Annotated in this window: 13 protein-coding genes and 1 pseudogene; 9 read left to right on the top strand and 5 right to left on the bottom strand. The window is 39.6% G+C overall.

Annotation, left to right across the window (positions count from 1 at the left end; translation table 11 throughout):
• Nucleotides 1–51 precede the first annotated feature (51 nt).
• Entirely contained in the window at nucleotides 52–501 is a 450-nt protein-coding gene (locus tag QT327_RS15495; protein ID WP_013667251.1) for a MarR family winged helix-turn-helix transcriptional regulator, read from the top strand.
• Nucleotides 502–523: 22 nt separating this feature from the next.
• Here QT327_RS15495 and QT327_RS15490 read toward each other — a convergent pair whose 3' ends face one another.
• Both QT327_RS15490 and QT327_RS15485 read right to left on the bottom strand, forming a co-directional pair.
• Nucleotides 524–1,243 (bottom strand): ZIP family metal transporter, encoded by a 720-nt coding sequence (locus QT327_RS15490; protein ID WP_130855769.1) that lies wholly within the window; start codon nucleotides 1,241–1,243, stop codon nucleotides 524–526.
• The gene (locus QT327_RS15485) at nucleotides 1,240–1,740 is read right to left on the bottom strand and encodes a phosphatase PAP2 family protein (protein WP_354004821.1); all 501 of its coding nucleotides are present in this window, start codon (nucleotides 1,738–1,740) and stop codon (nucleotides 1,240–1,242) included. Before QT327_RS15485 ends, QT327_RS15490 begins: the two co-directional genes overlap by 4 nt.
• Nucleotides 1,741–2,097: 357 nt before the next feature.
• On the opposite strand from QT327_RS15485, the gene glmM reads away from it, so the two are divergent.
• The 3 genes from glmM to QT327_RS15470 all read left to right on the top strand — a co-directional run bounded on the left by glmM (nucleotide 2,098) and on the right by QT327_RS15470 (nucleotide 4,951).
• Nucleotides 2,098–3,480, top strand: coding sequence for a phosphoglucosamine mutase (gene glmM, locus QT327_RS15480; RefSeq protein ID WP_130855770.1), 1,383 nt, complete (start codon nucleotides 2,098–2,100; stop codon nucleotides 3,478–3,480).
• A 65-nt stretch (nucleotides 3,481–3,545) separates the two neighbouring features.
• Nucleotides 3,546–4,682: a cysteine desulfurase family protein gene (locus QT327_RS15475; RefSeq protein ID WP_130855771.1), complete on the top strand. Its 1,137-nt coding sequence runs from the start codon at nucleotides 3,546–3,548 to the stop codon at nucleotides 4,680–4,682.
• 95 nt (nucleotides 4,683–4,777) lie between these two features.
• Complete coding sequence (locus QT327_RS15470) at nucleotides 4,778–4,951, top strand: hypothetical protein (RefSeq protein ID WP_013667246.1); 174 nt, start codon at nucleotides 4,778–4,780, stop codon at nucleotides 4,949–4,951.
• A 38-nt stretch (nucleotides 4,952–4,989) separates the two neighbouring features.
• Here the strand turns inward: QT327_RS15470 and accD are convergent, their stop codons facing one another.
• A complete protein-coding gene (gene accD / locus QT327_RS15465) occupies nucleotides 4,990–5,832 on the bottom strand; it encodes an acetyl-CoA carboxylase, carboxyltransferase subunit beta (protein ID WP_013667245.1) in 843 nt (280 codons plus the stop codon).
• A gap of 201 nt (nucleotides 5,833–6,033) precedes the next feature.
• Here accD and fbaA point away from each other — a divergent pair.
• Together fbaA and QT327_RS15455 are read left to right on the top strand one after the other, a co-directional pair.
• Nucleotides 6,034–7,112: pseudogene (gene fbaA / locus QT327_RS15460) on the top strand (class II fructose-bisphosphate aldolase).
• Between the two features lie 223 nt (nucleotides 7,113–7,335).
• Nucleotides 7,336–7,488: a lmo0937 family membrane protein gene (locus QT327_RS15455; protein WP_013667243.1), complete on the top strand. Its 153-nt coding sequence runs from the start codon at nucleotides 7,336–7,338 to the stop codon at nucleotides 7,486–7,488.
• Here the strand turns inward: QT327_RS15455 and QT327_RS15450 are convergent.
• Complete coding sequence (locus QT327_RS15450) at nucleotides 7,485–8,186, bottom strand: 2-C-methyl-D-erythritol 4-phosphate cytidylyltransferase (RefSeq protein WP_289553286.1); 702 nt, start codon at nucleotides 8,184–8,186, stop codon at nucleotides 7,485–7,487. The two genes, QT327_RS15455 and QT327_RS15450, sit on opposite strands and share 4 nt — an antisense overlap.
• A gap of 62 nt (nucleotides 8,187–8,248) precedes the next feature.
• Nucleotides 8,249–9,298: a tRNA preQ1(34) S-adenosylmethionine ribosyltransferase-isomerase QueA gene (gene queA / locus QT327_RS15445; protein WP_013667241.1), complete on the bottom strand. Its 1,050-nt coding sequence runs from the start codon at nucleotides 9,296–9,298 to the stop codon at nucleotides 8,249–8,251.
• A gap of 256 nt (nucleotides 9,299–9,554) precedes the next feature.
• Between queA and QT327_RS15440 the strand changes: the two genes are divergently transcribed.
• The 3 genes from QT327_RS15440 (at nucleotide 9,555) to QT327_RS15430 (ending at nucleotide 13,680) form a co-directional block, all read left to right on the top strand.
• Entirely contained in the window at nucleotides 9,555–10,799 is a 1,245-nt protein-coding gene (locus QT327_RS15440) for an ABC transporter permease (protein WP_289553284.1), read from the top strand.
• Between the two features lie 303 nt (nucleotides 10,800–11,102).
• Nucleotides 11,103–12,473, top strand: a complete 1,371-nt coding sequence (locus QT327_RS15435) for a 3-keto-disaccharide hydrolase (RefSeq protein ID WP_289553282.1) — start codon at nucleotides 11,103–11,105, stop codon at nucleotides 12,471–12,473.
• Nucleotides 12,474–12,477: 4 nt separating this feature from the next.
• Complete coding sequence (locus QT327_RS15430; RefSeq protein ID WP_289553281.1) at nucleotides 12,478–13,680, top strand: Gfo/Idh/MocA family protein; 1,203 nt, start codon at nucleotides 12,478–12,480, stop codon at nucleotides 13,678–13,680.
• Nucleotides 13,681–13,713: the final 33 nt, after the last annotated feature.

Below are 13,713 nucleotides of genomic sequence, written 5' to 3'. Positions count from 1 at the left end.
TTAGATCAGATTTTAAGCTATATATTAGTGCTCCAATTCTAAATTAGGTATATGAAGATAGAAGAAGTACTCGTCACTAATAAATTCGAAAACGAATACCATAAGGCTGCTCTAAACGTCATATATACAAGCAACTTCATTCAAAGTCTTTTAAAAGAGCGGACCGACAAAGAGAAAATAACGCTTCAACAATACAATGTGTTGAGAATTTTGCGGGGTCAAAACGCAAAACCGGCTACCGTTAACATGTTAAAGGAGCGTTTGTTGGATAGAATGTCGGATGTGAGTAGAATTATCGATCGTTTGGTGCAAAAGGGACTGGTTTCGCGGTGTATGAGCCATAAAGATAGACGTGCTGTTGATATTTTCATTACCCATGATGGTATGACAATTTTGGAACGTTTAGATAAAAAAATGTCTATCTTGAGCGTCTTGGATGAAAACCTTTCTGAAGAAGAATGCAAGCAACTTAATTACCTTCTTGATAAGTTGCGTGGTTAAATTTATTAGACAAACCAGTAGCTTAATGCACCAGAAAATTAAATAGGGAAAGAGTGACCCCGGTAATCACTGCTAAGAGCTTTCTTTTATTAAAGTGATGATGATCTGCTGAAGAAGATTCAAACAGAATCGTTGTAGAGATGTGAAGAAATATACCGATGACAATCGCCATCATTTTATCAAAGTATTGGTTGATTTCGCCAATACCTCCTAAACTAATCATATTACTCAATGTAAAACCTATTGGCGACATTAAAGCAAAAATAAAAAGAGATAGGATAATGGTGCGTTGCCTAACAGTTGACTGAATGAGTAAACTGCCTAAAGCGAAGGCAGCAGGAATATGATGAATGGCAATGCCGAATAACAGCTCTCTCTGATGTCCCTTTGCTAGTGGCATCCCTTCTAAAAAAGCATGTAAGCATAAGCTGGTCATAACGCCTATCGGGAAATGTCCGTGGTGGCCATGCTTATGAATGTGACCATGTTCTATACCTTCTGAAAATCTCTCTAATAATAACTGAAATAAAAAACCGCCAAGTACATATAAGCCTAAATAATGATCGTCGTTATGCGCGTAGATCTCAGGGATAAGATGCAATACAGTGATCGAAAATAAATACGCACCGCTAAAAGAAAGTACGAGCCTTAATAAATCGGTATTATCTCTTTTTACAAAGAATACAGCCAAACCGCCCAAGAGAGCCGAAAGAAATAAAGTAACTATTATAAGAAGTGTCATGGTTGTGCTATCTGCCGAGTTGTTTCGGGCTGAATATAAAGAAATAACGTTGCCATAGAATAGCCAATGATACTACCAAATAGGGCGCCGGCAGTTACGTCAAGAGGATAGTGCACGCCTACATAGACTTGAGCAAAACTAATAGCGAAAGCCCATAACAAAGCAAACCATAATATGGCGCTCCAACGCTTCCTATAGACCATAATAAGAAATAGAGCCATGGCAAAATGATTACTTGCATGGGACGACGGAAAACTGTATCCGCTGCCGCATCGTACCCGGCTTACCATTTCCCCCTGTAGGGTAAGTTCATTACAGGGTCTTATCCTTTTTACTATGGGTTTAATAACCGAGGCAGATAAAAAGTCAGCTATTCCAAAGCTAAGCACCAGAAATAACATCATGATTACTCCTCGTTTTTTATAAGTACGTATCGAAAAAATTAAGATGAACAAGTATAAGGGGGCCCACGTATATGGATTCCGCAAGTAAGGCATTAGCCAATCAAAGACAACATTGGCCATATCCTGATTTATTATCAGGAAAAGATCTATATCAAATTGTATGATAGAAGCAAACATGTGTTTTTATGAAATAAGATTTTAATCTTTTTTACCCCCAAAGCGATCTGTATATAAATTACCATTGAAATGTAATATGCCTTTCTGTGTCGCTAAATTCAATAAGGTTGCAAATATACAGTTTACAAACGTATCCGGATTTATAATTGCGTCATAAAAATAAAAAATTATTTTATTAAGCAATCGGTTGCTTCTACAGATGGTGACAGAAGCGTTAGAATATTCTAATGAAAATGCTATTTTTACCACCTACTTAATAAATTCGAGTATAAAATGACATTGATAAAATCTATTTCGGGTATTCGCGGAACCATAGGTGGAAAACCTGGCGAAGGCCTGACTCCTATTGACATTGTAAAATTTACCGCTGCTTTTGGAAAATACATTACCGAAAAAGCCGGCAATAAAAAAATAGTAATAGGTCGAGATGCACGGCTTTCAGGAGAAATGGTAAGTAATATTGTAACAGGTACACTCCAAAGTCTCGGCATTGAGGTGATTGATCTCGGTCTGTCTACTACGCCTACCGTTGAAATAGCCGTGCCCGAGGAGGATGCGGCAGGTGGTATCATCTTGACAGCTAGCCATAATCCGACAGAATGGAATGCATTGAAGTTGCTTAATCAGCAAGGAGAGTTTATTAATGATTACGAGGGAAAAGAAGTATTGGCTTTAGCCGATGAATTGAGTTTTGATTTTTCTGAAGTACACGCACTTGGACGGGTCATAAAAAAGGACACCTACCTGGAAAGGCATATTGAGAAGATCTTAGCGCTGGAAACAGTTGATAGAGACGCAATTGCACAGGCTAATTTTTCAATTGCTGTAGATGCCGTTAACTCAACGGGGGGACGCTTTGTACCAGCTTTATTGAAAGCACTAGGGGTATCAACCGTATATGAATTGTATTGTGAGCCAAATGGCCTCTTTCCGCATAATCCTGAGCCCTTGGCCGAAAATCTAAAGGATTTATCTGCCCTTGTAAAAGAAAAGCAAGCCGATCTCGGAATTGCGGTTGATCCAGATGTCGATCGGTTGTGTTTCGTCATGGAAAATGGAGAAATGTTTGGAGAGGAATATACATTAGTAGCCGTTGCAGATTATATCCTCCGGCAAAAGAAAGGGAATACGGTATCTAACTTATCCTCCACACGGGCCCTTAAGGATATAACAGAGAAACACGGCGGTACTTATTACGCAGCAGCGGTTGGGGAGGTGAATGTAGTGACCAAAATGAAAGAGGTAAATGCAGTGATAGGAGGCGAGGGGAACGGAGGTGTAATTTACCCGGCTACCCATTATGGTAGGGACGCTTTGGCAGGTATCGGTATTTTCTTGACACATCTTGCTAAAAGCGGTCAAAAAGTGTCCGCTTTGCGCAACAGTTATCCTTCCTATTTTATGGCGAAGAAAAAGATCACGCTCACTCCTGGATTGGATATTGATCAGCTTTTAAAATCGATGGAGGAAAAATATAAGGATACCCCCCATAGCACCATTGATGGTTTGAAAATAGATTTTGAGGAAGAATGGGTTCATCTACGGAAGTCGAACACCGAACCGATCATCCGTATTTACACAGAATCGCCAACACAGAATCGCGCCGACTTATTGGCTGATAAGATTATTGGCGAAATAGAAGCCATTTTATCTTGATCACCTAGAAGTAAAAGTATAAAAGAATAAAATTCTGTTAATGGATTACTTAGTAGATTTGTAGCATGCGCGTATATTTAGATAATGCGGCAACCACTGCAATAGATGAACAAGTATTGCAAGAGATGATGGTTGTTATGCGAGACGATTATGGGAACCCTTCATCCATTCATGCGGATGGTAGAAAGGTTAGAACAATTATCGAAAAAGCCCGAAAAAAAGTCGCTGCTTTATTAAATACTTCTCCAGCGGAGATTTTTTTTACATCAGGAGGAACAGAAGCCGACAATACGGCAATTCGAAGGGGAATTTTAGATCATCAATTAAGTCACGCAATCAGTTCACCGCTCGAACACCATGCGGTTTTGCATACCTTACAAGAACTGGAAAAAGAAGGGAGCATTAAGCTAACACTGCTTGACGTTGATGCGAAGGGACATGTGGATTTATCGCAACTGGAAAGAGTTTTGCAAAATAGTCCACCTAGTTTCGTCTCATTGATGCATGCAAATAATGAAATAGGCACAATAACCGATATACAAAGGGTATCCGATATCTGTCAGACCTATAACGCATTATTTCATACCGACACGGTCCAGACAATGGGACACTTTGTGCATGACCTAAGTGCTCTGAAAGTAAGCTTTTTGGCGGGAGCAGCGCACAAATTCCACGGCCCGAAAGGAGCAGGCTTCCTATATGTTAATCATGAAGTAAAAATAAAGCCGTTCATCCATGGCGGTGCGCAAGAACGAAATATGCGAGGGGGCACGGAGAATGTCTATGGCATTGTTGGCTTGGCCAAGGCACTCGAGATTGCTTATGAACATATGGCCGAACATAGGGCTTATATACAGGGGCTGAAAGATTACATGAGAGCGCAACTTATTCAGCATATTCCCGGTGTAAGCTTTAACGGCGAGTTGGAAGCCGATCAAAGCTTGTATACGGTATTAAATGTGTCGTTTCCACCTACAGATTTAGCTGACATGTTACTCTTTAACTTAGATATTGCGGGTATTTCCGCTTCGGGCGGCAGTGCATGCAGTTCGGGATCAAATATCGGATCTCATGTTTTAACCGCGATTGGCGTGGATGCCAAACGGCCGTCTGTTCGATTTTCTTTTAGTAAATTCAATACGAAAGAAGAAATCGATTTCGTTGTTTCTAAATTGAAGGAAGTATGTCCGGAGAACGTATAACGTAACTTTCGTGATATTTATCCAACAAAATGGGTTTGGACTTGTTAATCAATTACCAACCCGTTTTTTGTTTATTTAATTAAGAGGAGGTTATTATGCGTGATGAATTGAAAGATAGAAAAAGTGACAAAGAAATCATAAAGGAAAAAGATGGAAAGAAAAAAGTCGTTGAGGTGAATCAAGGCAGTTTTTCCGAGAGAGACCATCATAGAAAAAACGAAGGTCCTGCTTTTACTGCAGACTCACCTACCACAAGAGAACGGAAATAGTGTAAAAAAGCCTGATTTTAAATCAGGCTTTTTTTACACTATAAAATATTTCTTAGGAATGTTGCTATTTTATGCTTCATTTCCCTTCGATCAACAATAAAATCTAAAAAGCCATGTTCAAGCACAAATTCAGCTGTTTGAAATCCCTTTGGCAAATCTTTTTTGATCGTTTCTTTAATGACACGAGGCCCTGCAAATCCGATCAATGCACCCGGCTCCGCAATGTTGATATCACCGAGCATGGCATATGAGGCTGTTACGCCTCCTGTCGTAGGGTCTGTTAAAAGGGATATATAGGGAAGCTTCGCCTGACTGAGAAGCGCTAGCTTAGCCGATGTCTTGGCCATTTGCATAAGCGAAAACGCTGCTTCCATCATCCTGGCACCACCCGATTTTGAGATAAGTAAAAAAGGTAGACGGTGCTGTATGCAATAGTCGATCGATCTTGCAATTTTCTCTCCCACTACGGAGCCCATTGAACCACCGATAAAAGTAAAATCCATGCAGGCTATGACTAGATCAAGCCCTTCGATCTTGCCGTGCCCGGCACGTATTGCATCGTTTAAACCCGTTTTAGCATGGCTTTCCGCAATTCGTTCCGTGTATTTTTTTGTGTCTTCGAAGTTAAGGGGGTCTGCTGAACGTAGACTGCCAAACAGCTCAGTGAATTGATTGTCGTCAAATAGTACTGAAAAGTATTCTGCTGAGCCTATCCTCAAATGATAGCCGCAATATTGACATACATATTTGTTTTCAACTTGCTCTGATTTCAAGAGTGGTTTTTTACAGGACGGACATTTATTCCATAACCCGTCGGGAGCTTCTTTTTTATTTTCTGTTGCCGTGTTAATACCGGCACGATCTCGTTTAAACCAAGCCATTCAAAAAAATATTAGAGGTACAAAGAAACAAAAAAAATGTATAAAACGTGACCTTTTGTGTAACCTTATCACTTTATATCCTATTTTACTAAAAACTACCCTAAACGGCTCCTGCTGTTGAAAGAAAAATGAAAGGGAAAGTAGCTTATTTTAAATAAAATACCTACTTTCGGGAATCAAAAATTAAACAACGTATTACAAATGAGTTTAAAAGGTTATAAAGGTGTTCTGCATGGAGATGCTGTACAAGAGCTATTTGAGATCGCTAAAAAACATCGATTCGCTCTCCCCGCAGTAAATACCATTGGAACAAATTCTATCAACGCAGTGATGGAAACTGCAAAAGCAGTTAATTCACCGGTAATCATTCAATTGTCAAATGGCGGTGCGCAATTCTATGCTGGTAAAACGCTGGATAATAGTAAATTGCAAGCATGTATACTAGGTGCTGTATCTGCTGCAAAACACGTGCATTTACTGGCCGAACATTATGGTGTAGCGGTTATCCTACATACAGATCATGCAGCTAAAAAATTCTACCTTGGATAGACGGTTTGTTAGATCACGGCGAAGCGTTTTTTGCCCAACATGGTAAGCCTTTATTTTCTTCTCATATGCTTGATTTATCAGAAGAACCTATTGAAGAAAATATAGAAATCTCTAAAAAGTATTTAGAGCGCATGAAGCCGCTTGGAATGACTGTTGAAATTGAATTGGGAGTAACTGGCGGAGAAGAAGATGGAGTGGATAATAGCGATGTTGATAGCTCAAAACTTTATACACAACCGGCCGAAGTAGCTTATGCTTTTGAAGAACTCAGTAAAGTAAGCGATAAGTTCACCGTGGCGGCAGCATTTGGAAATGTGCATGGCGTTTACAAACCGGGAAATGTTAAACTTCAACCGGTTATCCTCAAGAATTCTCAGGACTATATTAAAGAAAAGTTTGGACTAAGCGCTGAAAAACCCGTGAATTTTGTTTTTCATGGTGGATCAGGTTCGTCTCCGGCCGAAATTGAGGAAGCGATCTCTTATGGAGCCATTAAAATGAATATTGATACCGATATGCAATGGGCGTTTTGGGAGGGGATAAAAGATTACTACAAAGCAAATGAAGGCTATCTTCAGAGTCAAATTGGTAACCCTGACGGAGAGGATGCTCCTAATAAGAAGTATTATGACCCTCGCGTTTGGTTAAGGAAGGGAGAAGAGAGCTTTGTGAAACGTTTAAAACAGGCTTTCGAAGAACTTAATTGCGTTGATGTGAACGATAAATTATAAAAAAGGTATTTTTGCCATAGTAAAGGGAAACAAGTTGTTTCCCTTTTTTTATGTTCAAAATTTTCTAAACATCCTCTCGTAGTCTTCCGATTCCCTTTCTTTTGACTAATATAAAAAATGTAAAACAAAATAGCTTTTAAAAGCTTTATTATGGCAAGAAATAAATAGGCAGTTACAGCGCAATGAAATGTGCCTGCCTGAACTAATTATTAATCGAATTGTTATGGGAAATCTATTGTATTTAATCGCTGTTGTTCTGGTAATTATCTGGGCCATCAGTTTTTTCGGGGGATACACCAGTAGCGGTATTATCCATGTTCTGTTGGTAATTGCAATCATTGCGGTATTGCTTAGAATTATCAGAGGAGCTGCCTAGTCGTTGGCTAACGACTTCATTATGACCTCTGCAAAGAGTAAATCTTCCGAAAAAGTGATTTTAATATTACGGGTATCCCCAGGTAGAATCTGAATCGGATACCCTTTTTTTTCCACAACAGAAGCGTCGTCTGTAAATGTATCACTATAGGTTTGCTCATAAGCTTCAAATAAAATCTCCGCGGAGAAAAATTGAGGCGTTTGAACGAGGAAAACGGTGCTTCTATCAACCGCTCTAGAGGTATCTCCCGACTCTTTAATGCGTACAGAGTCCTTGCTGCTGACAGCTGTTATTAGTGCTCGGTGCCGACCTATTTGTTGAAAGCCGTAATCAATGATTTCTTTAGATACAAGTGGACGTACCCCGTCGTGAACCGCGATGTAAGTTGGCTTTATTGGTTCACTTAACTGCTTTATGTGGTTTAATCCATTCTGTACGGAGTGAAATCTGGTATCTCCACCTTCAACAATTATATGGGGTACATCAAAACTATACTTAATACAAAGCTGTTCCCATTCTGATTTCAGTCGGTTATTCAATACTAATATAATCGTTGGTCTGGTGTTACTTTGTGAGAAAGCAGTCAGCGTGTGCATTAGTACCGGAAGACCATTTAATAGCATAAATTGTTTCGGAATTGCGCTTTGCATGCGCGTTCCCGATCCGCCGCCAACAATTATTACGTAGTTTTTCATCATTCCAATACCAAGAAAAATAGGCTACCCTTATTAGATAGCCTATTCGTTAAGAGTATTCCCCCTTATATGATTAACATCGCGTCACCGTAGCTATAAAAACGGTATTTCTCTTTTACGGCGATCTCGTAAGCATTCATCACATGTTCATAACCGCCAAAAGCACAAATCATCATTAAAAGGGTGGATTCCGGTGTGTGGAAATTAGTGATCATACTATTTGCAATACTGAAATCATAAGGCGGGAATATAAACTTGCTGGTCCAATCGTTTGCCGCTTTCAAGGTCCGGTTGGCCGAAACCGCTGACTCGATAGAACGCATGCTTGTTGTACCAACTGCGCATACTCTTCGCTTTTCAGCAATCGCTTTATTGACAATATCAGCATCTTTTTGTTCAATAATAAATTGCTCCGAATCCATTTTATGTTTCGTTAGGTCTTCTACCTCTACCTGACGGAATGTTCCAAGACCAACATGTAAAGTAACCTCTGCAAACTCAACACCCTTTAATTCCAAGCGCTTCATCAATTCTCTGCTAAAGTGTAAACCAGCTGTAGGTGCCGCTACAGCGCCTTCGTTCTTAGCAAAAATAGTTTGATATCTAAACTTATCTTCCGGCGTAGGCTTTCTTTTGATATACTTGGGAAGTGGTGTTTCTCCTAAGATTTCAATGTTTCTCCTAAACTCTTCATCAGACCCATCAAACAGGAAACGAATGGTTCTACCACGCGATGTCGTATTGTCTACAACTTCAGCAACCAATAAGTCGTTGTCGCCAAAATATAATTTATTCCCGACCCGGATTTTTCTGGCGGGATCAACCAGTACATCCCAAAGACGCAATTCCTTATTCAATTCACGGAGTAAGAAGACTTCTATCGTGGCGCCTGTTTTTTCCTTATTGCCATATAAACGAGCGGGGAAAACTTTTGTGTTATTGAGGATCATCACATCATGTTCTTCAAAATAGTTCAATACATCCTTGAAAATTTTGTGTTCAATTGCACCGGTTTTGCGATCAAGCACCATTAAACGCGCCTCGTCCCTCGTTTCTGCGGGTTCATGAGCAATTAACGAATCAGGTAGATTAAACTTAAATTGAGATAACTTCATGTTTTGTGAATTTTATATATCTTATTTCTTAATAATAAATAGGTCAGTCAACCTAAATATGGTAATAACAAAAACGGGGCATAATTTGTTCCCCTCTTTTATTAGCTGATAAATTAGCGCGCAAATTTACAAAAAAAAGTTTTAAAAACGTAAGCCTTAAAGGCTATATATTAGGTGATTGTTGGATAAAAACATCCGCCTATAAAAAAGTACCGAAACTTGTAACCTTTCCCTGTTTTACGTGTCTTAAGAGCGTATGATTTTTATCAAGCTATTTTTTGAGAGTTTCCGGTTTGCATTTTCAGCGTTAAGGGAAAATAAGACGCGTACTTTCCTTTCACTATTAGGTGTAACGATCGGTATTATGACGATTATTGGTATTTTCTCTGCCGTTAATACACTCCGAGCGAATTTAGAAAGTAGCGTTGAAAAATTGGGAAGTCGATCAATTTACATTCAAAAGTGGCCCTGGGGTGGTGGAGGTGATTACCCTTGGTGGAAATATGTGAACAGACCCGAGCCTACTGTCCGTGATTTTGATCAATTAAAACAACGGGCAACACTTGCTGATGGTATCGCACTTGAAGTCGGAATGTCGGACAAAACGCTCAAATTTTTGAATAACAATGTGGAGAAGGTGTACATCAGTGCAGTTTCAAATGATTACTATAAAATACGAAATCTCGAATTTCAGACAGGACGATATTTTACCGAAAGTGAATCAGAGAGAGGTACCGCTGTTGTCATTATTGGATCAACGATAGCTAAAGGTTTATTTCCGCATACGGATCCCATAGGAAAGACTATACAGGCGCTCGGGCGCCGATTAAAAGTAATAGGTGTTTTCAAGGAAGAGGGGGAAGGCATGTTAATTGATGTTTCGCTGGATAATATTGCAGTGGTACCGTTGAATTTTGCCAGAAACGTAATTAATGTGAGAAATTTCGGACCGTCGATTATTGTTAACGCAAAAAGTGGTGTTTCCTTGGATGAAGCGGAAAGCGAATTGAGAGGGCTCATGCGTTCCATTCATCGGCTTAGCCCTAAACAGGAGGACGATTTTGCACTTAATCAAACAACCATTATTACCGCGCAGCTCGATACCATGTTCCAAATTGTAAATACAGCAGGCTTTTGTATAGGCATTCTTTCTGTATTAGTTGGGGGATTTGGAATTGCCAATATTATGTTTGTATCCGTTAAAGAGCGTACCCATATTATTGGCATTCAAAAATCGCTTGGTGCAAAGAACTACTTTATACTTTGGCAATTTTTGATCGAATCAGTCGCTTTATGCATTTTTGGCGGTTTAATGGGTTTATTTGTGGTATACACCTTGGCGTTTTTATTAAAAATCATCGCTGGTATAGGCGTTGTCGTACACCTTGATGAAGTGTTGTTGGCTATTTTTATTTCCACTACTATTGGGCTCATTTCCGGAATTATACCCGCTATAATTGCTAGTAAACTGGATCCTGTTGAGGCTATAAGAAGCAAATAATCTGCCCACCGTCGCGAAAAAATTACGATATCGTTTTCGTAAATAATACATCCTTTCCAACCTTAGTATTGGGAATATTTACTAATATTGAACGTTGGGACAAAGATCCGATTGTAGGCTGTTAAATGATAGATAGCCTGCAAGGGGTGCAGTCTACAGCGTTTCAATTGATAAATATCCAATGATAACCGACTCGCTAGCAATGTTAAATTTTGTCCCGCTTAAAAATCACTCGCACATATTGAAGAAGCTTCGCTAGCCATTAGAATGTATATTATTAAACCAATATAGGGATACTAAAACATGAGAAAAATAAGTTTAATTGCTTTGAGCGCCATTGGGGTCTGTGTTTTTTCAGCCTTTTATACTCAGAAAAGCACTTGGCAGGATTTATTCGACGGAAAGTCGTTAAAAGGCTGGAAACAAGTTGCAGGGGATGCCCCTTATACCGTAGAAAACGGAATGATTGTTGGAACTACCGTTAAAAATACCGGGAATACCTTTCTGGTAACGGAAAAGGAATATGGGGATTTTATTTTGGAACTGGATGCGAAAATAGAAGGAGATCACAATAATTCAGGCATTCAAACGAGAAGTCATATCGATCAACAGGCAAATAATGGTAAAGGGCGGGTATATGGAAGACAGGTTGAAATCGATCCGACTCCACGTAGTTGGACAGGTGGCATTTATGACGAGGCGAGAAGAAATTGGCTTTATCCTTTAGATCTCAATCCGACAAGTAAATCAGCATTCAAAAAAGGAGAATTTAATCATTTTCGGATTGAATGCATTGGCAACACAACCAAAACTTGGATTAATGACATCCCTGTCTCTTATGTCGTTGATACCCTAGACAAGACCGGGTTTATCGGTTTACAGGTTCATAGCGTCGGCAAAAATGGCGAGGAGGGCAAAAAAGTCTATTTCAAAAATATTAAAATACAAACGAATAATTTACAGCCCAAAAGGATAGGAAAGGAAATTTATGTTGTGAATTTAGAGCCCAACACACTTTCGTCCCATGAACGCGAGCGCGGATATAAACTGCTTTATGATGGTAAAACAACAAATAATTGGGTCAGCTCAAATAAAAATGTCTTTCCTGAAAAGGGATGGTCGTACGATCAAGGAGAATTGCGCGTGCATGCTACTGAAGGAACAGATATACCCCGTGCCGGTGATATTGTAACTAAAGAGCTTTTTAGTGCTTTCGACTTATCCTTTGAATTTAAGCTAACACCCGGTGCTAATAGTGGACTTAAATATTTCGTCGTAATCGATGACAAAAACAAAGATTGGCCTTTGGGTCTAGAATACCAGGTACTTGATGATGTAAAACATCCGGACGCAAAAATGGGACGTGATGGCAATCGGACGCTCGCTTCGCTATACGATCTATTGACTGCCGAAAAGCAGCCAAGGTTTTTAAGGCCAATAGGTTCCTGGAATAATGCACGAATCGTTGTGTATCCGGATAATAAGGTAGAGCATTACTTAAATGGTGTAAAGGTTCTTGAGTATGTAAGGGGCTCTGATGAATTCAAAAAAATGGTATCTTTAAGTAAATTTAAAGATAAACCTGGATTTGGTGAGGCAAAAGAGGGTCGTATTTTACTACAAGATCACGGGAATGAGGTGAGCTTTAGAAGCATTAAAATAAGGGAATTGTAAAAGAATGGACAGAAGAAGTTTTTTACAACAAGGCAGTTTGTTAGGGGGGAGTCTACTTATGTTTGATGAGCTGTTGGCGAAAACGAACTGGCTGAATGATAAGCCAATTAACATTGGGATGATTGGTTGTGGTGATCGGGGAAAGGGCGTGTTATCTGTCATAAAGTCGTTGCCCCAGTTATTCAGAATCAGAAGTTACTGTGATGTCTTGGACTTTAGATTAGATGAGGCAAATCATCTTCTGAAAGACAATAAGATTATTAAATTCAAATCGCATCAGTCAATGCTTGACGACAAGGATCTTGATGCTGTCTTTATTGCAGTGCCCTTGAGTGCGCATTTTAGTATTGCTAAGGACGCAATTGAAGCAGGTAAACACGTTTACGTAGAGAAAACGATGACATACTCGATTGATGAAGCAAAGCAATTAGTGAGGTTAGCTGATCAACACCCTAAACAAACGGTTCAAGTAGGTTATCAATACCGGTATTCACCCCTATATTTCAAAGTGAAAGATATGATTAGTAGCGGCTTCCTTGGCAAAGTTAGTCAGGTTGACTGCAGGTGGGATAGAAATGGCACTTGGAGAAGGGCAGTACCCGAACCTGGGCTGGAAAGGCAAATTAATTGGCGCATGTATAAAGAATTTTCCGGTGGCTTAGCAGCAGAATTGTTGTCACATCAGATCGATTTTATAAACTGGGCCTTTGATACGCACCCGGATGAAGTTTATGGTACCGGCGGTATTGATATTTATCCTGATGGTAGGGAAACGTTTGATAATATCCAAGTCATGTTTAGGTACAAAAAGGAGGGGATGATCGGTAATTTTGGTGCCACTTGCGGAAATGCGCGAGATGGTTATCTATTTAAGATCAAGGGTACCAAAGGAACTGTTTCCTTGTTGACAAACACAGGGCTGTTTTATCCTGAAAAAGAAGCAAAGGAGGCTTTAAGTACAGTAGATGGGGTAAGTGGTGCAACGAAAATTGTTTGGAACAAAGATGGCGGAACACCGATTTTAGATGAACCGACTAAAGATGGTACTTGGTATGCACTACAGGAGTTTTACAAAGCTATAAAGACCAATACGATGCCTTCGTCAAACGTAAAACGTGGTGCTAGCGCTGCTATTTGTGTCGCCATGGCTAATAACGCCATTTATAACAATCGGCCTGAGTATTGGAAGGCGGACTATGATATATAAAAAATACCCGTATTTGCTCCGGAGATCACCGAC

This window comes from Olivibacter sp. 47, assembly GCF_030372825.1.
Classification (GTDB): Bacteria; Bacteroidota; Bacteroidia; order Sphingobacteriales; family Sphingobacteriaceae; genus Olivibacter; species Olivibacter oleidegradans.
Note: the sequence above shows the minus strand (reverse complement) of the source record. Positions and strands in the feature narration are given on the sequence as shown.